Source organism: Streptomyces sp. NPDC086989 (assembly GCF_044745505.1).
Classification (GTDB): Bacteria; Actinomycetota; Actinomycetes; order Streptomycetales; family Streptomycetaceae; genus Streptomyces.
On the sequence record NZ_JBIVAL010000012.1, the window covers coordinates 104,216 to 125,573 of the forward strand.

Consider the following 21,358-nt stretch of genomic DNA (forward strand, 5'->3'; position numbering starts at 1 on the left):
CCGATCGTGTGTGGGGGGTGCGGCTGGCTGTTCGCGCCGAGTATGGGCATGCACATGGCGAGATTGGGACATCCCTGCACGCATAAGACCCGCGTTATGGTGTCGTGGGGTCACGCTGCGTAAGCTGCCGGAATGCAGCTGGAGTTGAGACATCTGCAAGCCGTGTGCCAGATAGCGGATTCCGGCAGTCTGGGCGGCGCGGCCCGCCGGCTGGGTGTCTCCCAGCCCGCACTTTCCGCGCAGCTGCGCAGGATCGAGCGGGTCACGGGCGGCGAGCTCTTCGTCCGCGGCCGGCACGGGGTGGAGCCGACCCCGCTGGGCCGGTTCGTCCTGACCAAGGCGCGCCGCGTGCTCACCGAGATGGAGACCCTCGGCGCCGAGACCCGCGCCATGGCGACCGACGCCCCGCTGCGGCTCGGCTGCATCCTGCTCGTCCTGATCGACGGACTGCTCACGCGGACGGACCTGGCCCCGGCAGGGCGGGAGATCACCGTGGACGTGGAGCACTCGGTGACCGCGCTCGTACGGATGCTCGGCGCGGGCCGGTACGACGTCATCGTGTACGGCGAGGTCAACGACCACGAGGTCGCTCTGCCCCGGGGGATCCTGGCCCGGACCCTCGTGCCCAAGGAGCCCTTCTGCATCCGGATGTCCACCCGGCACCCGCTGGCGGTGCACGAGGTCCTGGACCTCGCACAACTGGCCGACGAGCAGTGGATGACCCTGGTCGAGGACGACGACGGCGGCCCCGAGGCGCTGGTCGAGGCCTGCGCGAAGGCCGGCTTCGCCCCCTCCCTGCGCTACCGGATCACCGACCGCAAGATGCGCCACGACCTGGTGGCGGCGGGCCGCGCCATCTCCCTGACCCAGCCCACGGCCCCGGCCGTGGAGGGCACGGTGATGCGCCCGCTGCTCGGCACCCCGATCACGGGCCGGATCCGCCTGGCATGGAACCGCGCGGCGGTCTCCGCAGCACAGGCGGACACCCTCTACCGCGCGGCGGCCGCCGCCTATCTGGCCAACGTGGACAACAACGCCTTCCACCGGGCGTGGTGGGACGCCCACCCGGAGGCGCACCCCGTCCTCGGATGAGGACACCGGCGGCAGGCGGGGCGTGGGCGGGGCGGGGGAGAAGGGCGGGGACGGGGGTCCTCAGAAGGGGCGGCGGCCGGAGGACGGCAGCAGCCGCTCGTCGTGGACCAGGCCCGCGACCTGCTCGGCGACCATGTCGAGGATCTCCGCCGCCGCGGCGGCGTCGCCGAGCACCAGGAAGTTCAGGGTCAGCCCGTCCGTCATCGCCGCCAGATAGCGGGCCAGCACGGGGACGGGGACGCGCAGCCCGAACTCCGTCCCGGCCCCGACCTGTTCGAGGAGTTCGGCGTACGTCGCGCAGTACAGCTCGTGCTGCCGCCGCGCGAGGTGCTCGAATCCGGGCTCGCGCAGGGCGTACTGGGTGAGCTCGTAGGTGAGCATGTGCTCGGCCGGGTGCGCCCGGACGTGGTCCCAGTAGGCCCGGAAGCCGGCCCGGACGGTCTCCAGGAGGGTGGCCCGCGGCCGGATCTCCTCCTTCACCACCGCCAGGTAGTGCTCGGTGATCGTCTCGATGACGGATTCCAGCAGCGCCTGCTTGGAGTCGAAGCAGTAGTGGAAGACGCTCAGTGACACGCCCGCCTCGGCGGCGATCGACCGGGTCGTCGTCCTGGGGACGCCGTCGCGGGCCATCGCGCGGATCGCCGCCTCGGTCAGCTGCCGGCGCCGCTGCGCCAACGGCATGCGTGCCATGCGGATCCGGTTTCCCTTCGTTCACGTACCGCCCCGAGCGGACGGACGGGGCGGACGACGGGGCCGGGGCCGGCCGGACCGGTGCGTCCGATCCGGCCGGCCCCCGCCGCCGCGCCGGTGCCGTCAGCTGCCGTAGACGCCCACTTCGTGCAGGGAGTAGCCCCACTGGGTGCCGCGTCCCACGCCGTGGATGCGGACGTACCGGGCCGGGACGCCGGCGAACTGCGCCGTGTCCAGGCCTCCGTCACCGGAGGTCGTGGACCACACCGTCTGCCAGTTCGCGTCGTCCGTGGAGACCTCGATCCGGTACGACTTCCCGTACGCGCGCTCCCAGTCCAGGGTGACGCGCTTGACGACGCCGGCGGACCCGAGGTCGATCCGGAGCCACTGGTCGTCGTTCCAGTCACTGGCCCAGCGGGTGTTGCGGTCGCCGTCGACCGCCCTGCCGGGCGCGTAGCTGACGAACGGGTTCCACTCGGCGGAACTGGCCGAGGCGGGTGCGCCCGCGGCGAGGTTGACCCCCGCCTTGTGCTGCTCGGACGCCCCCCAGGTGTCCAGGTAGGACGCGGCGCCCTTGAAGAGGTCGTCCACGACGCCCTGGCCGCCGACGAGCCGGATGTCCTCGATCCAGTCCGGGACCAGGCCGTAGTGCGCGGCGCCGTCGGTGTTGAGGTTCCAGGTGCGCTGCCCGGTGGTCTGCCTGTCGATGACGGAGCCGCCGTCGGTGCTGCGGAAGGGGTACTGCACCGGGTTGGGGGTGCCGGCCCCGCGCGGGCCCGGCCAGCCGCCGACCCCGTTCATGTCGGTGCCGTACCCGTAGCCGACGTGGTACTTGTCGCGCAGCGCCTTCGTACGTGCGGCTTCGGCGCTGAACCCTTCGGAGCCGTTCATGTACTGGGCGGCGAACCCGCCGAGCTTGTAGAGGCGCTCGGTCCAGCCCAGGTCCATCCAGCTGTGCGAGGAGATCACGCCCGGGTAGGACTCGGATTCGAGGATGTCGAAGGCCCGGCCCGCGGCCTTGACGCTCATGTGGTCGACTTCAAGCATCATCTTGCGTTTCATCATGCCGCGCACGGCGTACTCACCGAGGTCCGTGAGACCGCGCGCGTTGCACTGTGCGCCGGCCGCGTACGAGGGGACCGCCACGCCCGCCGGCAGCTCCTTCTGCGCCGAGGGCGCCGGTGCCAGGCCGATCGGGTTGTCGTGCTGCGGGCCGGTGCACTGCTCGGTCTTCCAGAAGGTGCCGGTCGACAGGAACTGCCCCACGTTGATGGCCGTGCCCAGGGCGCCCTCGTCGAAGCGGACCCCGCACAGGGCGTTGTCGAACTTGTGGCACAGGAACATGCTGCGGACGCCGAGCCGGTACAGCTCGTCGAGGCCGCGGTCGATGTCCTGCCTGCTGCACTGGGAGACGTCGAGGATCTGCTTGCAGCCGAACGGCTCGGAGGTCTCCACACCCAGGACGACGGCCAGCTTGCCCTGCTGGACGACGTCGCGGGCCTGCGCGGAGTCCGTGACGATCCGGAACCAGCCCTTTCCCGGGCCGCCGTACATCTTGTCGATGTAGGCCTGCATGTCGTACGTCTTCTGCGCCTCCAGGCGGATGGCGGTCATCTCGTCGCAGCTGCGGTCCTTGAAGAAGTAGACCGAGCAGATCACCCCGTTGGTGACGAGGTCGTTGACGAGGACGCGCTGGCCGCCGCGCCAGGCCCGTTCGATCCAGGCGTAGTAGTTCTGCTGGTGGGTCAGCGAGTCGTGGGCGGGCCAGTCCTTGAAGGTCGGCCAGCCGGTCGGGTCGTGCTTGCCGTCCCCGCCCTTGGTGACGAAGTCGAAGATCGCGAGGGATCCGTCGGGGTAGTGCTCGGGGCAGTCCTTGAGGGCGTCGGCCACACCCAGGTCGGAGAACGCCTTGCCGCAGATGAGCCGGCCGCCGAAGCCCTCGTTGGACATGATGTGGTCATGGGCGTCGACGAAGCCCCGCACCCGTCCCTGGGCGTCCGTCCCCTTGAACGGCTCACCGGTGACGTTGATCTGGGAGTCGGGCGCGGGGCGCGCCGTGGGGTTCCACCAGCCGGCATCGCCCTCGGCGGCCGCGCCGGGCGCGGGGCCGAGGGCCATGGCCACCATGGCGAGGAGAAGGGCGAGCAGCGCGAGGGGTTTGCGCCTTCGGTGCGGGACTCGGGTCATGGTCATCACTCACGTCATCGGTCGGCGGATGGCGCGGTCGAGGACGCGGACCGTCCGGGGGAGCCGGCCGATGGTCATGTCCCGCGCAGGCAGTGGTGACGAGAATGGCTACCGGCGGTAACAGAGTCAAGAGTCCGGGACGGATGACCTGATGGAATGTCAGGTGCGGCGGGCCCTGCCGCCGCCGCGGGCTACTCCGGCCCCTCTCCGAGGACGGCCGCGATGCCCTGCGCCAGGCACGGCACCCGGTGCGCCGGGATCCCCGCGATGTTGATCCGTCCCGCGGTCGTCCCGTAGATGGCGAAGCCGCTGCGCAGCCGGAGCATCTGACGCGGCGTGAGCGGCAGCATCGAGAACATCCCCTTCTGTCGCGCCAGCACATCGGCCTGCGCGTCCCAGCCCAGCGCCGTCAGCTCCGCGGCCAGCCCGCGCCGGTTGGCCTCGATCCGGGCGCGCATCCCGTCCAGCTCGGCGCGCCACAGGTCCCGCAGCCCGTCGTCCTCGAGGATCGCCGTCACCACCGCCGCGCCGTGCTCCGGCGGCATCGAGTAGAGGGTGCGGGCCGCGTTCTGCAGCGCCGTCTCCACGTGCTGCAGCGACTGCCGGGAGGCGCCGAGCACGACGGCGCAGCCGGTCCGGTCGCTGTACAGCCCGAAGTTCTTCGAACAGCTGATGGCGACGAGCATCTCCGGCACCCGCTCCGCGAGCAGCCGCGTGGCCGCCAGGTCGGCCTCCAGACCGTCGCCGAGCCCGTGGTACGCGAGGTCCACGAACGGCACCCAGCCGTGCTGCGCCGCGAGCCCGGCCACGGTCTCCCAGACCTGTGCCGACGGATCGACACCGGTCGGGTTGTGGCAGCAGCCCTGGAGCAGGACGACGTCGTCGCGCCGCGCCCGCCCGAGGTCGCGCAGCATGCCCTCCGCGTCGAAGCGGCCCTCGGCATCGGCCCAGCCGTACGTCCGCACGGTCAGCCCGGCGGCCTCCAGGATGGGCCGGTGGTTGACGTATGCGGGGTCGCTGATCCACACCGTGGTGCCCGGCCTGGTCCGGCAGATCAGATCGGCCAGCAGCCGCAGCGCGCCGCTGCCCGCGACCGTCTGGACGGCCACGGCCCGCTCGGCGGCCCCGCCGGAGCCGAGGACCAGCGACAGCATCGCCCGGTTGAAGGCCGTGTTCCCGGAGAGCCCCCGGTACTCCTTGGAGGCGGAGCGCTCCGCCAGGCGTATCTCGGCCTCCCGTACGGCCGCCATGACCGGGGTGCCGCCCGTCTGGTCGCGGTACACGCCGAGGACGAGGTTCAGGCGCTCGGGCCGGGCGTCGGCGCCGTACGCCTCGGTCAGGTCCCACAGCGGGTCGACGGGGGGAGGGAGGAGGAGCTCAAGCATGGGCGGGAACCTCGGGCTGGGTACGGGTGCGGGGACGCCGGTTGGCGAGGGCGACGCCCGCGGTGATGAGGGGGACGCCGACGAGCACGGCCAGGGTCGGCGACTCGTCGAGCAGGGGAACGGCGAGCAGGACCACGGCGACGGGGCTCAGGCTGCCCACGGTGGAGCTGCGCTCCGCGCCGAGGCTGCGGATGGCGTAGGCGTACAGCAGGCCGGCGCACAGGCCGACCCCCAACCCCTGCACCACCAGGAACAGGGCGATGTCGCCGCCGGCGGCCGACGCCAGGCCCGTGGGCAGCACCCCGGTCAGCGCCAGGAGCGCCATCACGGCGAACGAGGGCAGGCACAGCAGGCCGATGGACCCGACGGGATCGAGGTCCACCTCCTTCAGGCCGACCGTGTAGAGCGCCCACAGCCCGCTGGCGACGAGCAGGATGCCGGCCCCGGCCAGCACCTGCGTGTTCAGCGGGAACACGTACCGCCAGACCAGGGCGACGACGCCGACCGCGATCAGCCCCAGCCCGGCCGCCTGCGTGCCGCGGGGTGCGCCGCGGCCGCCGGCGACCATCAGCGCCGAGACGAACAGCGGGACCATCCCGGGGACGATCGAGCCGACGAACGCCGCCGAGGTCAGGGAGCCGCCGTACATCGCGGCCAGGAAGAACGGCACCCCCGCGCCGCAGGCGATCTTGAGCGCGGCGGCCGGGCGCACGGCGACGATCCGCCGGCGCCGCCGCCACAGCGCGGGAGCCAGGACGAGCAGTGGGACGCCGAAGCGCAACAGGGCCGCATCGGCGGGCCGCAGGGAGGAGGCGCTCAGGGCCCGGGCGCTGAGCGCGAAGGCGGCCCAGATCAGCACGGTCACCACGAGCGCGATCGTGCCCTTCGCCTGCGGGGAGAGCCTCGGGCCGGCTGCGGCGCGGGCGGGCGGGGACGCCGTCGCGGGTCCGGCGTTCGTGGTGACCAAGGGGGCTCCTCCAGCCTCAGGGGCCGGATCCGGCCATGGAGCAACGCTAGATCTTCCGCCGGGGCAGCCGATTGCCAGTTCTGCCTTCCGGACATACGTTTGAGGCAGAATCTGCCAAGGAGTGGCCATGGACGCAGTCGATCTGCAGATCATCCGTGAGTTGCAGGCCGACGGCCGGCTGTCCAACCAGGACCTCGCCGACCGGGTGCGGCTGTCCCCGTCACCCTGCCTGCGCCGGGTGCGCCGCCTGGAGGAGGCCGGCCTGATCCGGGGCTACACGGCCATGGTCGACCAGGTCGGCTTCGGCCTGCCGATCACCGTCTTCGTCCGGATACGCCTGGACCGCCACACGAAGGAGGCGGTCCGGGTCTTCGAGGAGCACGTAGCGGTCATCGAGCACATCCAGGACTGCTACCTGATGGCCGGAAGCAGCGACTATCTGCTCCGCGTGGTCATCGAGAGCCTGGAGGCGTACGAGGCGCTGGTCCGCCACCGCATCCACGCCATCCCCGGCATCGCGTCGATCGAGTCGAGCTTCGCGTTCGGCAGCGTGAAACAGTCCAGGGTCTACCCCGCCCCCACGGGAAGAAAATGAGCTGCCGCAGACGTTTGACCGGCGAGTATCCTGCTGGAGTTACCGAATGGTGATCTTGATCTCGTGACGGTGGGGCCCGGGGGCCGGTGGCGTAGATTTGCCCCGTGGCCGGCTTGCCCGGGATCGACTGCCCGTCGTTGTCCGAGGCTCCGCCGGTGCGGTAGACGGGGAGGGGCCATATGTTCGGCAGTCGGGGTGGGCGCGTCTTAGAGCGGTCGCCGGGCGCGCGGGGAGACAGGCTGCGCGACGCCCAATTGCGTTCTCACAGCCGCCGCCTGATACGCAGGCTGGCACCGCAGCTGCCGTTGAGCGTCACCGCCCTGTGCGAGTTGCTCGGCGAGGACCGCGGTACGCCGATCAGCCTGCTCGAATGGGACCTGCCGGCCGACGGGCCCTTCGGCATCCTGATCTCGCGCCAGCACGAAGACGTGATCGCCTATCAGGCGAAGACCACGAAGGCGCACCAGGCGCACATCATCCTGCACGAGGTGGGGCACATCATCGCCTACGACCTCGCGGGCGAGCGCCCGGCGGAACTGCAGCTGCGCACCTGCTATTCGGACCGGGACGAACGGGACGCCGAGATCATCGCCTCGACGATCATGAACCAGGCCATCTCCATGAGCCGCCGCGCACGGCGCTACGGCCTCGACGAGCCCTGGCAGCCCTCGGTCTACAACAGCCTGGTCCTCACCGACGGGCTGACGTGAGCGCACTGAACCTGGTCGCCATCGTCACGCTCCTCGGCGGTGCGGCCTGGATGGTTCCCGCGCTGGTCCAGCAGCGTTTCCGTGACCCCATGCGGCTGCACCTCTTCCTGTCGCTGTTCCTCATGGGGCTCGGGAACGTCCTGAGCCAGCCCCCTGTCCTCGACTGGGTCGACGGGTGCACCTTCGCCGGGTTCACCAAGATCACCTACAACGTGGCGATCCTGATCGGACTCGGCCTCATGGTCGGCTTCCTGCGCGAATGCCCGCTGACCCGCTGGGGCGCGCCGTGGCCGTGGGAGGTGGTCTCCTGCGCGATCTGTCTGGCCGCGATGAGCACCATGACGGCGTCCCTGCCGCCCCATCTGCGCAATCACGTCCTGACGTCCGCCTATCTCGTCGACTGGCGCGTGAGGACCTTCTACAACTTCGGCAATTTCTACCTGTTCTTCGGGTACGCCGCGTGCGCCATGCTGGCCGCGCGCCACGCGCGCCAGGGGCGTTCGCTGCGCCGGCTGTCGCTGAGCGTCATTTCCGTCGGGCTGACCGCGCTGGCGCTCACCTGCGTGTTCCGGTTCCTGTGGGTCAACCTGCCGACGCTGCGCGAGCCGGGGCGGACGATCACGTACGCCGACGCCTTCGGCTTCGGCCAGGTCGCCACCATCGTGGTGTGCGCCGGGCTGAGCCTGCCCTGCTTCGTGAGCGTGGTGCAGATCGTGCGCGAGGGGCTCCTCCAGCGGGCCCAGTTCCGGGGCCTGGAGGAGTTGTGGCAGCGGCTCGTGGAGATCCATCCCGAGCTGGTCCTCGATCACCACAGCCGTCGGCGGGGCCTGTTCCTGGTGAACGCACCGGCCGTGTACCGCCGCTACGTGGAATGCCGGGACGGCTTGACCCGGCTCGGCCCCTATCTTCAACTCGTCGCCTCGGAGGCGTCGGCACCCGTACCGGACGACGACCCGCGGACGTCGGCGTGCCTGGTCGACCTCGCCCTGCGCCGGCTCGCCGAGCAGAACGGCACGGACGGGGGACCGTCGACGGCGTCCGTGTTCGTCCTCGCCCCCAAGCTGAGGGGACGGGTGGAGGGGACGGACTACGAGGAGGACCTCGGCGCGCTCGTCAGGCTCTCCCTCGAACTGCGCGAGATGCGTACGAGCCGGCTCGCCGCGCCGGTGTCGTGACCAGGCGCCTTAGCTGCCCTGGGGGCCTTAGGCCTAGGCGCCCTGGGCACCGTCGCGCTCGGACGGCGGGGTCTGCCGGGACGCGTCCAGGACGTCCATGATGGACAGCAGCTGGTCGCGCAGTTCGGGCGTGAACTGCCCGGCCCGCATCGCGATCGAGCGCACCTGCCGGTCGGCCAGTGCCGCCCATTCGTCCGGGAGTGCGGCGGCGCGCGCCGGGGGCTCCTCGTCGATGAGGGCGCTCACCGACACGGGCAGGGTCATGTCGCGGGACTGGAAGTACGCCACGATCGCCGACAGCACGCTGACCGTGGGGTTGGTCTGGGAGCCGTTGCGCAGGGCGGTCAGGTAGCTCCGGGAGATCGTCACGCCGTGCCGGGGGTCGTCCGAGATCGCCTGGGCCACCTCGGAGGTCGACGGCTCGCGCAGGCGGCCCACCGCGTCCGTGGTCGCGGCGTCGGCAAACCAGGAGTTCAAGCGTTCCGCCAGCGTTGCCATTGCGTCCGACCTCCGTGTGCTTCTGCGACGTGGGTTTCGTAAGTGAGCGCAGAGGTCTTCAGGCTCGACCGGGATCCCATGTGCGCGCGCGCTCGCTTGTTATATCGGCGCTTGCGGAAAGTGTAGCACACGTGACGTCGCTGAAGTCATGCTGCTAATATATTCGACGAGACGCCGATAGAGAGTTCTCTTGCCTTGTCATGTGGCGCTCGAACTGGAGGGGATATGCGTAGCGGTACTGCTTTCACCCAGGGGCTCCGTCAGGCCGTCGACGACGGCCCGGCGTGGACGGTCGAGGCCGTCCGGCAGGTGCGATACCACGTCGTCAGCTCCGACGGCCTGTTCGTGCCCGGCAGCACGGCGCTGCTGACCGGCTGCCCCGACGTACCCATGAGCCGGGGGGACCGGCGGCTCGTCGTCATCGACGAGAACGTCGACCTGCTCTACGGCGCCCAGGTGCGCGAGTACTTCACCGCCCACGGGATCGAGGCGACCGTCGTGGCCCTGAGGGCCGACGAGACCGTCAAGCAGTGGGACGCCGTGTCCCGCGTCGTCGACGCGATGAACGCCTTCGGGATCGACCGCCGCCGCGAGCCGGTCATCGCCATCGGCGGCGGCGTGCTGACCGACATCGTCGGCTTCGCGGCCAGCCTCTACCGGCGCGGAACGCCCTATATCCGCATCCCCACGACGCTGATCGGCCTCGTGGACGCCGGAGTCGGCGTCAAGACGGGCGTCAACTACGAGCGCGGCAAGAACCGGCTCGGCACGTACGCGCCGGCCACGGTCACCTTCCTGGACCGTTCGTTCCTGCGCAGCCTGCCGCTGAGGCACGTCAGCAACGGTCTCGCCGAGATCCTCAAGATGGCCCTGATCCGGTCGGAGGACCTGTTCACCCTGCTGGAGACGCACGGTGCGGCCGTACGCGCCGACCGGCTCCAGGGGACAACCGGGGAACTCGCCACCGCCTCCAACGCGATCATCGCCGAGTCCATCCACCTCATGCTGGAGGAACTCCAGCCCAACCTCTGGGAGTCGACGCTGGAGCGCTGCGTCGACTACGGGCACACCTTCAGCCCGACCCTGGAGATGCACGCCCTGCCCGAGCTGCTGCACGGGGAGGCCGTCGTGATCGACATGGCGCTGACCACGGCCCTCGCGACCCTGCGCGGGGACGTGAGCGAGGCCCAGGCCGACCGCGTCCACGCCGTGATCCGCTCGCTCGGCCTGCCCCTGTGGAACGACGTGCTGCACGACACGAGCCTGCTGGAGGAAGCCCTGCGGGACACCGTCCGCCACCGGGACGGCCAGCAGCGGCTGCCGCTGCCCATGGGCATCGGACGCCACCGTTTCGTCAACGACGTCACCCCCGCCGAACTGCGTGACGCCGCCCGGCTGCTGTGGGAACGGCACCGCTCCCCGGCCCACGCCGGCACGGTCGCGGCGCCCCTGCCCGAGAAGGTGAGCGCATGACCGCGCCCACGCGGCCGCGGGCCGCCGACGCGGCGGTCGTGGTCGGCGGATCGACCGGCATCGGCCGGGGTGTCGCCGACGCATGGGCCGCCCGGGGAATCGAGACCCACGTCTTCAGCCGCAGCAGGCCGGCCGGCCCCGGCGCCGACCGTCTGGTGTGGCACCCGCTCGACTTCCGCGACGCCGACGGGGCCAAGGAGGCACTGCGGTCCGGCATGCCGGACCGGCTCGGCCTGGTCTGCTACTCGGCCGTCTACTTCACCGCGAAGCGCGAGCCGTTCCTGGAGACCGACGAGACCGACTGGCTGGACCAGTTCGCCGTCAACGTGCACGGCCTGGCCTCGACGCTGAGGACGACGCTGCCCCTGCTGCGCGCGACGGCCCCCGGACTGTTCCTGCACATCTCGTCCGAGGTCGTCTACAACGCCGGTCCCGACCGGGCGGGTTACGCCGCCTCCAAGGCCGCGGCCGACTCGCTCGTCCAGTCGGTCTCCCAGGAGACCGACCCCCGCGAGGTGCGCTTCGTCCAGGCGCTCCCCGCGGGCATGGTCGACACCCCGGGCATCCGCGCCCGCCGGCCGCAGGACTTCGACTACAGCGGGTACATGGCCCCGGCCGCGTTCGCGCCGCTGGCGGCCGAGCTCGCCCGGACCCGCGGCGCGGCCGAACAGGGCGAGGCCCTGGTCGTGCACCCCGACGGCAGCTGGTCGTCGGTCGGCGACGGGACACCGGTGTCCCAGTCGCGCCCCCTGGCCACCTCCCCCCGGTAGGAGATCCCCTTGCCTCAGCTGTACACATCCGCACTGCTGTTCGACATGGACGGCACGCTGGTCGACTCGACCGCGCTCGTCGAGTCCACCTGGGCCGGCTTCTGCGCACGGCACGCGCTGGACCTGGCGGACGTCCTGGCCTACGCGCACGGCCGTCCCACCCGGGAGACCGTGAACCGCTTCCTTGCCGATCCGGGAACGGCCGATGCGGAGACGCGGCGACTGGTCGCGCACGAGGAGTCGGAGACCACGGGCATCACCCCGGTACCCGGCGCACCCGAGCTCCTCGCGGCCCTCCCGCCCGGCTCGTGGGCGGTCGTGACCTCGGCCGGGCGCAGGCTCGCCGAGGTCAGGCTCGCCGCCGCCGGCCTGCCGCTGCCCCGCGTCATGGTGACCGCGGACGACGTGGACCGGGGCAAACCCGACTCCGAGGGGTTCCTGCGGGCCGCTGCCGCCCTGGGCGTCGACCCGGCCTCCACGATCGTGTTCGAGGACTCCGACGCCGGGGTCCGCGCCGGACTGGACAGCGGCGCGCGCACCGTGGTCATCGGCGCTCTGACCGGCTACGACCACGTGGCCGAACGGTACGCCGACTTCCGCGGCTTCCGGGTGGCCGGGCCGGACTCCGCCGCCGGATCCGCCTCCGGTCCGGCGGCCGGTGTCGTACTGATCGCGCCCGAGCCGGTCGCCGGCCGTACGGGGGCCTTGCGGTGAGCGGTCCCGTCGTGCCCGGGGCGCCGCCCGCCGCCGCGGCCCTGGCGGCGGACATCGGCGGGACGTGGACGCGGCTGCGGGTCGGCGGAGCGGGAGCCCCCGTCGAGCGGCTCCGCTCTCCCAGCATGCTCAACCACCCCGGCCGGTCCGTCGCCGAACTCCGGGAGGAGATGGCCGGCCTGCTGTGCCGGGCGGCGCCCTCCGACGCCCGCGCGGACCTCTCCTTCGGGGCGGCCCTCGACCACCTCACCGGCACCGTCCTCGGTTCGGCTCCGCTGTGGGGAGCGGAGAGCGCACCGTACGACCTGCACGCCGAGCTGCACCGCCGCCGTCCCGACGTCACCTGGAACCTGGTCAACGACGTCACCGCCGCCCTCGCGGACTTCGTCGCCGGCCACGCCCGTCCCGGCACCCGGCGCATCGGTTACCTGACCATCAGCAGCGGCATCGCGCTGCGCATCGCCGACATGGAGCGCCACCGCATCCCGGTCGACGACCGGGGCCTGCAGGGCGAGATCGGCCACCTTCCGGCCATGGTCACCGGGTCCGTGCCCGAACGCTCGGGACTGCCGTGCGCCTGCGGAGCACCCGACCACCTCGCCTCGATCGCCTCCGGCCCCGGCATCGCCCGGGTCGCCGGACGACTGGGTCTCGACGCCGGCCCCGAGCTCACGACGTGGCTCCCCGGGGCACTCGCGGCCCGGGACCCGGGGGCCCGGCGCCTGCTCGCGCTGTGCGTCGAGCCGGTCGCACACATGCTCCGCACCCTGTGGTGCCTCGACCCGCACCTCGACGTGCTGGGCCTGGGCGGGGGAGTGGTCGAGGGGCTCGGCGCCCACTACGCCGACGAGTTACGCCGGCAGCTCCGTACCGCGACCTCCTACGCCGACCGAGGCCGGGACACGGCGTGGCTCGCCGACCGGCTGGTGTTCTGCGGACCGGGCTCGGTCGACGCGCTGCGTGGGGCGGAACGCATCGGCCACTGGCGGCCGGAGTTCGTCCAGTGAGCGCCACGACCCACCGCGCACTGCGGCGCCTGCCCGCGGACGCCGAGGGCCGCACCCTCGTCGAGGTGGCCGAGGTGGCGACCCCGCCGCTCGCCCCGGGCGACCTCCTGCTCGCCCCGGCCGTCGCCGGCATCTGCGGCACCGACTGGCAGATCCTGCGCGGGCTGCGCCCCGACGCGACCCCCGTCCTGGGCCACGAAGGCGTGGCACACGTCGTGGAGCCGGGGGACTCCGGCCTTGAGGCCGGCGCACTGGTCACCGTCAATCCCACCCACCCCGGCGACCCCTCGTTCCTGCTGGGCCACAACCTTCCGGGCCTGTGGGCCGAACGCACCCGCATCCCCGCCGCCGCCGTACGTGCGGGACTGGTGCTGCCCGTACCGGAGGGCGCGGACCGGCCGCGCGTGGCCGCGCTGGCCGAGCCCCTGGCCTCGGTCCTGTACGGCCTGCGCACCGCACTGGCCACGACCCGTCCCGCCGCCCTGGCGGTGTGGGGGGACGGGATCGTCGGACGGCTCGCCCGCGACGCCTGGCAGCGTGAACTCCCCGGGCTGCCCGTGCTCCTGGTCGGGCACGGCGCCGACGCGGTCCACCCGCACGACGCCGGCCTGCCGCACCTCCTGGCCGCCCTGCCCTCGCCGGCCGCCGTCGTGATCGCCACGCCGCGCACCGGGACGCAGGAGGCGCTCACCGCGGTGGACCGCCACGTACGGGGCACCCTGCTGGTCGACGTGCACGCGGGCCTGCCGGCCGGTCGCATCCCCCTGACCGCGGGCGCCATCGACGTCGCCGCCCTGCGCGCGGACAACTGCGGCGGCACGCCCTGGCCGCCGCGGGTGCACCGCTTCGACCGCCCGGCCGGACCGCTGCTGCTGCACGGCCACCGCGGGGTGTCGGGGGAGCACCTGCGGCAAGCGGTCGGTCTCCTGCTGGGCCGGGGGGACGAAGAACCCCCGGGGGAGGGCGTCCTCACCCACGAGGTGGACCTGGCGGCCGCGGCCGCCCTGATCAACTCGGTGCTGGCCTCGGCCGACCGGGTCGCCGGAGGGCGGCGGGTGCTCAAGGCCGCCATCCGGATCGGCGGCCGCCCATGACGGCCACGGCCCGGCCGGCAGCCGGTGTCGCGGTCGCCGCACCGCAGTGGCGGATCGGCACGGACCGGGTCGGGGCGGCGCGCGCCGCCCTGGCGGCCGGAGCCGACCTGCTGCACCTCGACTTCGGCGGCGCCCACCGAGGGCCCCTGCTCAGCGAACCCGCCGAACTGCGCGCGGCCGGGGCCGTCGGCAGGGACATCCGGGTCGACGTGCTCGCGGTCAACCACATCAACGACATCGGACTGGCCGACGACCGCGGGACCGCCCGTCCGACGGCGCTCGCCGTACTGGAGCGGGCCCTGGACTGCGCGCTGCGCCTGGACGTGCGGGTGCTGCACGTCCCGGGCTTCCGCCGGAGCCTGCCGGCCACCGCCGGGCTGCGGGCCGGCACGGTCGATGCGCTGCGCACCCTGTGCGAACGCATCGCGGAGGCCGGTGCGGCTCCGGGTCCCGGTTCGGGTCCGGGTCCGGGCCGGAGCACGGGACCGGGTTCGGGGGCGGGCATCACGCTCGCGTACGAATCGCCCCTCGGCGCCCGCGAGTCGCTCGCCCTCGCCCGGGCGGTCGACCACCCGGCCCTGCGCCTGGTGCTGGACACCGGCAACCTCAAGGAGGCCGGGCACGATCCCCTCGCCTTCGCCCGAGCGGTCTCGGCCCCCGGACTCCTGCTGCCCGACCTGCACGTGAAGGAACCCGCTCCCCCCGCCGCCGGCGGCGCCGTACCGGCACCGGGCACCGCCTTCGACGACCTGCCCGAGCTGCTGCGGCACTGCGTCGTCCGCTCCGTGCTCGTGGAGAACGACTACCGGCACGCGCCGGGCCGCCTGCGCGAGGACATCACGCTCTGCCGCACCGCGGTCGGGCCCAGCCATGACGAGGACCCCAGATGAAAGCCATTCGGCTCACCGCCCCCCGCACGCTGGCGGTCACCGACGTCGACCCGCCCGCACCCGGCCCCGGGGAGGTGCTGGTCCGGGTGGGCCTGCTCGGCCTGTGCGGAACCGACCTCGGTTTCTACGACGGCACCAGCAACTACCTGCGCGACGGCCTCAAGAGCTACCCCTTCGTCCCCGGGCACGAGTGGACCGGCACCGTCGTCGGCCTCGGCCCCGGTGTGGACGGAGGCCTGACCGGACAGCGCGTCTCAGGTCACAACTTCCGTACCTGCGGCCGGTGTCCGCAGTGCCGCGCCGGCCGCATCCGGTACTGCCCCGACCGCAGCGAGATCGGCGTGCTCGGCGACCACCCCGGCGCCGGCTCCCAGTTGCTCACCGCACCGGTGGAGACCCTGACCCGGATACCCGACGGCCTCTCCGACGAGGCCGCAGCCCTGCTGGAGCCGACCGCCGCCGCGGTCCACGCGCTCGACCGGCTCGGCGTGACCTCCCATGACCGCGTCGCGGTCCTCGGGGCGGGCACGCTCGGGCTGGCGGCGGCCCAGGCCGCGCGGGCCATGGGCGCCGACCCCGTCGTGTTCGACCCGCAGCCCGCCGCCCGTGAGCTGGCCGAACACCTCGGCCTGCGCGCCTGCGCCGCACCGGCCCGGCCGGACGAGGAGGCGTACGACGCGGTGATCGAGGCCTCCGGCAGCACGGCCGCGGTCCGCTCGGCCCTGCGCCTGGTCGCGTCCGGCGGGCGGGTGGCCCAGCTCGGGACGCCGCACCACGCCGTGGACGGCTTCGACGCCGCGGCCCTGGTGATCCGGGACGTCACGCTGCACGGGGTGCTGTCCGGCATCGGCCACTGGGACCGGCTCGTGGCCCTCGTGGAGTCGGGAGCGGTGAACCTGGACGCCCTCGTCGACCGGGTCTTCCCGCTCGACGAACTGGACGCCGCCTTCACCCACTTGGCCAGCGACCGGCGCAGCCGCCCCAAGGTGCTGGTGCGGATCGACGCGGACGCCGCCGGGACGCGCCGATGAGCGGTACGGCGGAGCCGGCGACGGCCCCGCGGATCGACGCGCCGACGGCGCTGCGGCTGGCGGTGCTCGCGGGGGCCGCGTTCGTGTACGTCACCTTCGAGGTCTTCCCGGTCGGACTCATCCGTGACATCGCCGGCGACCTCGAGGTGACGGCCGGCCAGGTCGGCCTGCTCGTCAGCGGATACGCCGTGGTCGCCGCCCTCGTCACCGTTCCGACCGTGGCGCTCGCCGCGCGCGTCCCGCGCCGCACGGCGCTGGTGGTCTCCCTCGGCGTCCTGGTCGTCGCCGAGGTGCTGGCCGCCGCCTCGAACGGGTTCGCCATGATGGCCGTCAGCCGGGTCGCCGCGGCGCTCACGCACGGGGTGCTGTGGTCGCTGATCGCTCCGGCGGCGGTGGCCCTGGTGCCGCGCGACCTCGTGGGGACCGCCACCGCCGCGGTGTTCGGCGGTGCATCGCTCGCGGCGATCGTGGGCAGTCCCGGTACGACCCTCATCGGGGAGCTCATCGGCTGGCGGGCCACCGCCCTGGTGCTGGCGGCCGCCACCGTGGTCGTGACGTACGCGCTCGTCTGGGCCCTGCGGCCGCGCGGTACGGGTCCGGCCGCACGGGAGGAGGGCCCGGCCGCGGACGGGGCGGTACGGGAGCGCGTCGACTGGCCCGCGGTCCTGACGCTCTGCGGCGTCGCGGTCGTGCTCGTCACCGCGCACTTCCTCAGCTACACCTACTTCGCCGTCATCGTCACCGAGGTGACCGGGGCGCCGGGCACGGTCGTCGCGCTCCTCGCGGTCTTCGGGCTCGCGGGGGCCGCCGGCACCTACCTCATCGGCCGCCACAACGACCGGGCCCCGCAGCGCGCGGCGACCGTGACCATGGCGGCGTTCGCGGCGGGCGTCGGCCTGCTGGCCCTCGCGTTCGTACCGGCCCCGCCGGTGGTGCAGTACACCGCGGTGGGCATCGCCGTCGCCGTGTGGGGCGGGGCGTTCGCCGCCGCCGGGCCGGTCTTCCAGACGGCGGTCATGCGCCTGGCGGCGGGGGACGCCGACCGGGCCTCCTCCGTGTACGTCACCGGCTTCCAGGTCGGGATAGCCGGCGGATCCGCGCTGGGCGCCGCCCTGCTCGGCCGCTCGGCCGCCTGGTTGCCGGCGGCCTCGGTCGCGCTCGCGGTGGTGGTGCTGGCCGTCGTCCTCGTACGTCGACCGGTCCCCGCGCTCCCTTAGTGCCCAAGCTGCTTGTATATTAGCCAAATCGCCACTAGAGTCATCGCGAGGCTTTGGAAACGGCTTTCTGTTACGCCGACCTCGCGAGGAGTCCCCGGATCCCCGGCCCCTGGATTTCCCCCGGGTTCCCCGGATCCGTGCCGCCCTGCGGCCTGAACTCCCGGACTCCTCGGCCTCGTCCACTGCCGCCCGCTGCTCACGAGAGGCAATCCATGCGGTCCCGTATGGCTGTATTGATCCTGGCCATCTTCTGCGTCGGCACCGCCGAACTCGCGCCGAGCGGAATGCTGGGCGACCTGGCCGGAGACCTGTCGGTGACCATCCCCACCGCCGGCCTCCTCGTCACGGTCTACGCCCTGACCGTGGTGGTCGGCGGGCCGCTCGTCACCGCCGTCTCCACCCGCATCCGCCGCAAGTACCTGCTCGTGGCGCTGCTCCTGGTCTCGGTCGCGGGCAACGTCGTCTCCAGCCTCGCGCCCACCTTCGGCATCCTGGTCGCCGGCCGCATGCTGACCGCCGTCATCCACGGCACGTTCCTCGCCGTCTGCGTCGTCACCGCCGGCAGCATGGCCGCCGAGGGACGCGAGGGCTCCGCGGTCGCCGCCACCCAGCTGGGCGTGAACCTGGCCACGGTGCTCGGAGTCCCGCTCGGCACCCTGGTGGCACAGCAGCTGAACTGGCGCGCCACCTTCGCCGGCGTCGCCGTGCTCGCCCTGCTCGCCGCCGCCCTGATCCTGCTGGTGATCCCGGACGACGGCCGAACGGCCGGCACCTCGGCCGCACACGAGCTCAAGGTGTTCAAGGACTGGCAGGTGGTCGGCACCGTACTGGCCACCGTCCTGTGCTCGGGCGGCATGTTCACGCTGATCACCTACATGGTGCCGCTGCTCACCGAGGTCGGGCACTTCCCCGCGGCCTGGGCCCCCGCCGTGCTCGTCGCCTACGGCCTGGGGTCCATCGCCGGCAACACCATCGGCGGCAGGGCGGCCGACCGGTCCGCCGACACGGCCGTCTTCCGCCAGTCCTGGACGCTGGCCGGCGTCTGCGTCCTGTACTGGTTCGCCGCACCCTCGGCGATCGGCGCGGCCCTCTTCCTGATCCTGTTCTCCGTGGCGACCTTCGCCCTGATTCCCGGACTCCAGGCCAAGGTCCTCTCCGCGGCGGCGGACGCGCCGACCCTGTCCCTCACCGTCAACATGTCCGCGTTCGGCCTCGGCGCCGCCCTCGGCTCATGGGCCGGCGGCCAGCTCATCGACCAGGGCCTCGGAACCCGTGCGGTAACGGTCGGCGCCGCAGCGTTCACCGCCCTCGGCGCCCTGTTGCTCACGCAGACCGTGCGCGCCGCCCGCCGCCGCCCGAAGGACCCCGCCACCGAGGCCGCCACCCCCGCGCCGACCGCCTGAACCGCCCCCACCGAACGAGAGAGCCAGCCCATGTCCAGCAGCCTCGCGCCGCCCGCCAGACCCAAGCTCCCCTCGCTGACGGGACTTCGGTTCATCGCCGCCGCACTGGTCTTCTTCTTCCACGCCTCACTGATCTTCATCTCGATGAACCCGTTCGCAGACGAGGACGTCGCCGACGGATTCCGCTGGCTGTTCAGCAAGGCCGGCTGGCTGGGAGTGTCGTTCTTCTTCGTCCTCAGCGGGTTCGTGCTGACCTGGTCGGCCAAGCCCCACGACTCGGTTACCGGGTTCTGGCGCCGGCGCCTGGTCAAGGTCTTCCCCAACCACATCGCCACCTGGGCGCTGACCATCGTGCTGTTCGCCGGCACGGCGGTCCCCCTGAAGGTCTGGCTGCCGAACCTCTTCCTGATCCAGTCGTGGTTCCCCGACCCGGCCGTCCACATGGGCCTCAACACCCCGTCCTGGTCGCTCTGCTCGGAGCTGCTCTTCTACCTGCTCTTCCCGTTCCTGATCCGGCCCGTGCTGCGGATCAAGGAGGGCGCGCTGTGGGCCTGGGCGGCCGCGATGGTCGCCTGCATGGTGGCCGTCCAGCTCGTCACCGACTTCCTGGCGCCGAGCAGCCCGCCCGCACCGGGCACCGACGTGACGGTCTGGCAGTTCTGGTTCGGGTACAACTTCCCGCCGGTGCGGATGTTCGAGTTCGTGCTCGGCATGATCCTCGCCCGGCTCGTGCTGGCGGGGGCCTTCCCCCGGGTCAGGATCATTCCGGCGGCGCTGCTGTGCCTGGCCGGTTACGCCGTGGCCCTCGAAGTGCCGTTCCTGTACGGCCTGAACGTCGCGACGATCGTTCCCGTCTCGCTGCTGATCTGCGCGGTGGCCCGGGCCGATGTCGACGGCGCGCCGACGGTGCTGCGCGGACGCACGATGCAGTGGCTCGGGGAGGTCTCCTTCGGCTTCTACCTCGCCCAGCAGATCGTCCTCTCCTTCACGCGCACGACGCTGATGGACCACCGGACGTACGCCACCCCGGCCGGCATCGCCGTCGTGGCCGCCGAGTTCGCCGGGGCGCTCGCCCTCGGCTGGCTGCTCCTGGTCTGCGTGGAGCGTCCCGCCATGCGCCGCTGGGCGCGTCCCCGCGACCGGCGGACGGCGGTTGCCGCCGAGTCCCCGTCGCAGCGCCGGCTGACCCACGTCTCCTGAAAGGCCCTCCTCCCATGACCGCACCGTCTCCGGCCGCCACCACGAGCCCGGCCCCCGGGCGCTCCAGATCCAAGCTCCCCTCGCTGACCGGACTGCGCTTCATCGCCGCCGCACTGGTCTTCTTCTTCCACGCGACGTTCAGTGATCCGCCCATGAACCCCTTCGCCGACCAGGGCTGGGAGGAGGGCTTCCGCTGGCTGTTCAGCAAGGCCGGCTGGATGGGCGTCTCGTTCTTCTTCGTCCTCAGCGGGTTCGTGCTGACCTGGTCGGCCAAGCCCCGCGACACGATCACGGGGTTCTGGCGCCGGCGCCTGCTGAAGATCTTCCCGAACCACGTGGTGATGTGGGCGCTCGCCATGGTGCTGTTCGCCGGTGCCATGACGCCGGTGTCCGCATGGCTGCCGAACCTCTTCCTGATCCACTCCTGGTTCCCCCAGCACGCGACGTTCATCAGCGTGAACCCGCCCAGCTGGTCGCTATGCTCGGAGCTGCTCTTCTACCTGCTCTTCCCGTTCCTGATCCGGCCCGTGCTGCGGATCAAGGAGGGCGCGCTGTGGGCCTGGGCGGCCGCGATGGTCGCCTGCATGGTGGCCGTCCAGCTCGTCACCGACTTCCTGATGCCGCAGCACCCGCCCACCCCCGAGGGGTTCGGCATCTCCTTGTGGGAGTTCTGGTTCGGGTACAACTTCCCGCCGGTGCGGATGTTCGAGTTCGTGCTCGGCATGATCCTCGCCCGGCTCGTGCTGGCGGGGGCCTTCCCCCGGGTCAGGATCATTCCGGCGGCGCTGCTGTGCCTGGCCGGCTACGCCGTGGCTCTCGAAGTGCCGTTCCTGTACGGGCTGAACGTCGCGACCATCATCCCCGTGTCCGTGCTGATCTGCGCGGTGGCCCGGGCCGATGTCGACGGCGCCCCGACGGTGCTGCGCGGGCGCACGATGCAGTGGCTCGGCGAGGTCTCCTTCGGCTTCTACCTCGCCCAGTACGTGGTCATGTACTTCGGCCGCACCGCGCTGATGGACGAGCAGCTCTTCGCGCCGCTGCCCGGCGTCCTGGTCCTCATCGGCTTCTTCCTCGCCACGCTGCTCGTCGGCTGGCTGCTCCTGGTGTGCGTGGAACGCCCCGTCATGCGGCGGTGGGCGCGCCCGCGTACCAAGCCGTCGGACCTGCCCGGCACGCCCCGCGAGGAGCACCGGCCCGAACCGGCCCTGCGCTGACCCCCCACCGGCCTTCCCTTCTTTCAACTCCCTCGTTCCCCTTCAC

General features: G+C 72.4%; 20 protein-coding genes. 15 read left to right on the forward strand and 5 right to left on the reverse strand.

All coding sequences use genetic code 11. From position 1 onward, the window contains the following. The first annotated feature begins 132 nt into the window (after positions 1–132). A complete protein-coding gene (locus ACIPK4_RS27550; RefSeq protein ID WP_402317111.1) occupies positions 133–1,092 on the forward strand; it encodes a LysR family transcriptional regulator in 960 nt (319 codons plus the stop codon). 60 nt (positions 1,093–1,152) lie between these two features. Here the strand turns inward: ACIPK4_RS27550 and ACIPK4_RS27555 are convergent, their stop codons facing one another. The 4 genes from ACIPK4_RS27555 to ACIPK4_RS27570 all read right to left on the reverse strand — a co-directional run bounded on the left by ACIPK4_RS27555 (position 1,153) and on the right by ACIPK4_RS27570 (position 6,321). Then, the gene (locus tag ACIPK4_RS27555; RefSeq protein WP_402317113.1) at positions 1,153–1,782 is read right to left on the reverse strand and encodes a TetR/AcrR family transcriptional regulator; all 630 of its coding nucleotides are present in this window, start codon (positions 1,780–1,782) and stop codon (positions 1,153–1,155) included. Positions 1,783–1,905: 123 nt separating this feature from the next. Next, positions 1,906–3,975 (reverse strand): discoidin domain-containing protein, encoded by a 2,070-nt coding sequence (locus tag ACIPK4_RS27560; RefSeq protein WP_402317115.1) that lies wholly within the window; start codon positions 3,973–3,975, stop codon positions 1,906–1,908. A 185-nt stretch (positions 3,976–4,160) separates the two neighbouring features. Beyond that, positions 4,161–5,354, reverse strand: a complete 1,194-nt coding sequence (locus tag ACIPK4_RS27565; protein ID WP_402317117.1) for an aromatic amino acid transaminase — start codon at positions 5,352–5,354, stop codon at positions 4,161–4,163. Continuing rightward, entirely contained in the window at positions 5,347–6,321 is a 975-nt protein-coding gene (locus ACIPK4_RS27570; RefSeq protein ID WP_402317120.1) for a DMT family transporter, read from the reverse strand. Before ACIPK4_RS27570 ends, ACIPK4_RS27565 begins: the two co-directional genes overlap by 8 nt. A 127-nt stretch (positions 6,322–6,448) precedes the next feature. On the opposite strand from ACIPK4_RS27570, the gene ACIPK4_RS27575 reads away from it, so the two are divergent. The 3 genes from ACIPK4_RS27575 to ACIPK4_RS27585 all read left to right on the forward strand — a co-directional run bounded on the left by ACIPK4_RS27575 (position 6,449) and on the right by ACIPK4_RS27585 (position 8,801). Further along, positions 6,449–6,916, forward strand: coding sequence for an Lrp/AsnC family transcriptional regulator (locus ACIPK4_RS27575; RefSeq protein ID WP_376199951.1), 468 nt, complete (start codon positions 6,449–6,451; stop codon positions 6,914–6,916). A gap of 254 nt (positions 6,917–7,170) precedes the next feature. Further along, the gene (locus ACIPK4_RS27580; RefSeq protein WP_376199955.1) at positions 7,171–7,626 is read left to right on the forward strand and encodes a hypothetical protein; all 456 of its coding nucleotides are present in this window, start codon (positions 7,171–7,173) and stop codon (positions 7,624–7,626) included. Beyond that, a complete protein-coding gene (locus tag ACIPK4_RS27585) occupies positions 7,623–8,801 on the forward strand; it encodes an MAB_1171c family putative transporter (RefSeq protein WP_402317125.1) in 1,179 nt (392 codons plus the stop codon). Before ACIPK4_RS27580 ends, ACIPK4_RS27585 begins: the two co-directional genes overlap by 4 nt. A gap of 33 nt (positions 8,802–8,834) precedes the next feature. On the opposite strand, the gene ACIPK4_RS27590 is transcribed toward ACIPK4_RS27585, so the two are convergent. Next, complete coding sequence (locus ACIPK4_RS27590; protein WP_402317128.1) at positions 8,835–9,299, reverse strand: hypothetical protein; 465 nt, start codon at positions 9,297–9,299, stop codon at positions 8,835–8,837. Positions 9,300–9,524: 225 nt separating this feature from the next. On the opposite strand from ACIPK4_RS27590, the gene ACIPK4_RS27595 reads away from it, so the two are divergent. The 11 genes from ACIPK4_RS27595 (at position 9,525) to ACIPK4_RS27645 (ending at position 21,312) form a co-directional block, all read left to right on the forward strand. Next, on the forward strand, positions 9,525–10,772 hold the full coding sequence (locus ACIPK4_RS27595; RefSeq protein WP_402317131.1) for a sedoheptulose 7-phosphate cyclase: 1,248 nt from the start codon (positions 9,525–9,527) through the stop codon (positions 10,770–10,772). After that, a complete protein-coding gene (locus ACIPK4_RS27600; RefSeq protein WP_402317134.1) occupies positions 10,769–11,542 on the forward strand; it encodes an SDR family NAD(P)-dependent oxidoreductase in 774 nt (257 codons plus the stop codon). The genes ACIPK4_RS27595 and ACIPK4_RS27600 overlap by 4 nt, the downstream gene beginning before the upstream one ends. Before the next feature lie 9 nt (positions 11,543–11,551). Beyond that, complete coding sequence (locus tag ACIPK4_RS27605) at positions 11,552–12,256, forward strand: HAD-IA family hydrolase (RefSeq protein ID WP_402317136.1); 705 nt, start codon at positions 11,552–11,554, stop codon at positions 12,254–12,256. Beyond that, positions 12,253–13,263, forward strand: a complete 1,011-nt coding sequence (locus ACIPK4_RS27610; protein WP_402317138.1) for an ROK family protein — start codon at positions 12,253–12,255, stop codon at positions 13,261–13,263. Before ACIPK4_RS27605 ends, ACIPK4_RS27610 begins: the two co-directional genes overlap by 4 nt. Beyond that, positions 13,260–14,357 (forward strand): alcohol dehydrogenase catalytic domain-containing protein, encoded by a 1,098-nt coding sequence (locus ACIPK4_RS27615; protein WP_402317141.1) that lies wholly within the window; start codon positions 13,260–13,262, stop codon positions 14,355–14,357. Before ACIPK4_RS27610 ends, ACIPK4_RS27615 begins: the two co-directional genes overlap by 4 nt. Continuing rightward, positions 14,354–15,247, forward strand: a complete 894-nt coding sequence (locus ACIPK4_RS27620) for a sugar phosphate isomerase/epimerase family protein (RefSeq protein WP_402317144.1) — start codon at positions 14,354–14,356, stop codon at positions 15,245–15,247. The genes ACIPK4_RS27615 and ACIPK4_RS27620 overlap by 4 nt, the downstream gene beginning before the upstream one ends. Further along, positions 15,244–16,278 carry a zinc-binding dehydrogenase gene (locus ACIPK4_RS27625; RefSeq protein WP_402317146.1) on the forward strand — a complete coding sequence of 345 codons (1,035 nt, stop codon included), beginning with the start codon at positions 15,244–15,246 and terminating at the stop codon, positions 16,276–16,278. The genes ACIPK4_RS27620 and ACIPK4_RS27625 overlap by 4 nt, the downstream gene beginning before the upstream one ends. Further along, positions 16,275–17,495: an MFS transporter gene (locus tag ACIPK4_RS27630; protein ID WP_402317148.1), complete on the forward strand. Its 1,221-nt coding sequence runs from the start codon at positions 16,275–16,277 to the stop codon at positions 17,493–17,495. Before ACIPK4_RS27625 ends, ACIPK4_RS27630 begins: the two co-directional genes overlap by 4 nt. 224 nt (positions 17,496–17,719) lie before the next feature. Beyond that, complete coding sequence (locus tag ACIPK4_RS27635; RefSeq protein ID WP_402317151.1) at positions 17,720–18,898, forward strand: MFS transporter; 1,179 nt, start codon at positions 17,720–17,722, stop codon at positions 18,896–18,898. 30 nt (positions 18,899–18,928) lie between these two features. Then, a complete protein-coding gene (locus tag ACIPK4_RS27640) occupies positions 18,929–20,098 on the forward strand; it encodes an acyltransferase family protein (RefSeq protein ID WP_402317154.1) in 1,170 nt (389 codons plus the stop codon). A gap of 14 nt (positions 20,099–20,112) precedes the next feature. Further along, positions 20,113–21,312 carry an acyltransferase family protein gene (locus ACIPK4_RS27645; protein ID WP_402317157.1) on the forward strand — a complete coding sequence of 400 codons (1,200 nt, stop codon included), beginning with the start codon at positions 20,113–20,115 and terminating at the stop codon, positions 21,310–21,312. Positions 21,313–21,358 lie beyond the last annotated feature (46 nt).

Coding starts and splice junctions, on each gene's coding strand:
- ACIPK4_RS27550 (WP_402317111.1), top strand. CDS start 133: ATGCAGCTGGAGTTGAGACATCTGCAAGCCGTGTGCCAGATAGCGGAT.
- ACIPK4_RS27555 (WP_402317113.1), bottom strand. CDS start 1,782: ATGGCACGCATGCCGTTGGCGCAGCGGCGCCGGCAGCTGACCGAGGCG.
- ACIPK4_RS27560 (WP_402317115.1), bottom strand. CDS start 3,975: ATGACCATGACCCGAGTCCCGCACCGAAGGCGCAAACCCCTCGCGCTG.
- ACIPK4_RS27565 (WP_402317117.1), bottom strand. CDS start 5,354: ATGCTTGAGCTCCTCCTCCCTCCCCCCGTCGACCCGCTGTGGGACCTG.
- ACIPK4_RS27575 (WP_376199951.1), top strand. CDS start 6,449: ATGGACGCAGTCGATCTGCAGATCATCCGTGAGTTGCAGGCCGACGGC.
- ACIPK4_RS27590 (WP_402317128.1), bottom strand. CDS start 9,299: ATGGCAACGCTGGCGGAACGCTTGAACTCCTGGTTTGCCGACGCCGCG.
- ACIPK4_RS27595 (WP_402317131.1), top strand. CDS start 9,525: ATGCGTAGCGGTACTGCTTTCACCCAGGGGCTCCGTCAGGCCGTCGAC.
- ACIPK4_RS27600 (WP_402317134.1), top strand. CDS start 10,769: ATGACCGCGCCCACGCGGCCGCGGGCCGCCGACGCGGCGGTCGTGGTC.
- ACIPK4_RS27620 (WP_402317144.1), top strand. CDS start 14,354: ATGACGGCCACGGCCCGGCCGGCAGCCGGTGTCGCGGTCGCCGCACCG.
- ACIPK4_RS27625 (WP_402317146.1), top strand. CDS start 15,244: ATGAAAGCCATTCGGCTCACCGCCCCCCGCACGCTGGCGGTCACCGAC.
- ACIPK4_RS27630 (WP_402317148.1), top strand. CDS start 16,275: ATGAGCGGTACGGCGGAGCCGGCGACGGCCCCGCGGATCGACGCGCCG.
- ACIPK4_RS27635 (WP_402317151.1), top strand. CDS start 17,720: ATGGCTGTATTGATCCTGGCCATCTTCTGCGTCGGCACCGCCGAACTC.
- ACIPK4_RS27640 (WP_402317154.1), top strand. CDS start 18,929: ATGTCCAGCAGCCTCGCGCCGCCCGCCAGACCCAAGCTCCCCTCGCTG.
- ACIPK4_RS27645 (WP_402317157.1), top strand. CDS start 20,113: ATGACCGCACCGTCTCCGGCCGCCACCACGAGCCCGGCCCCCGGGCGC.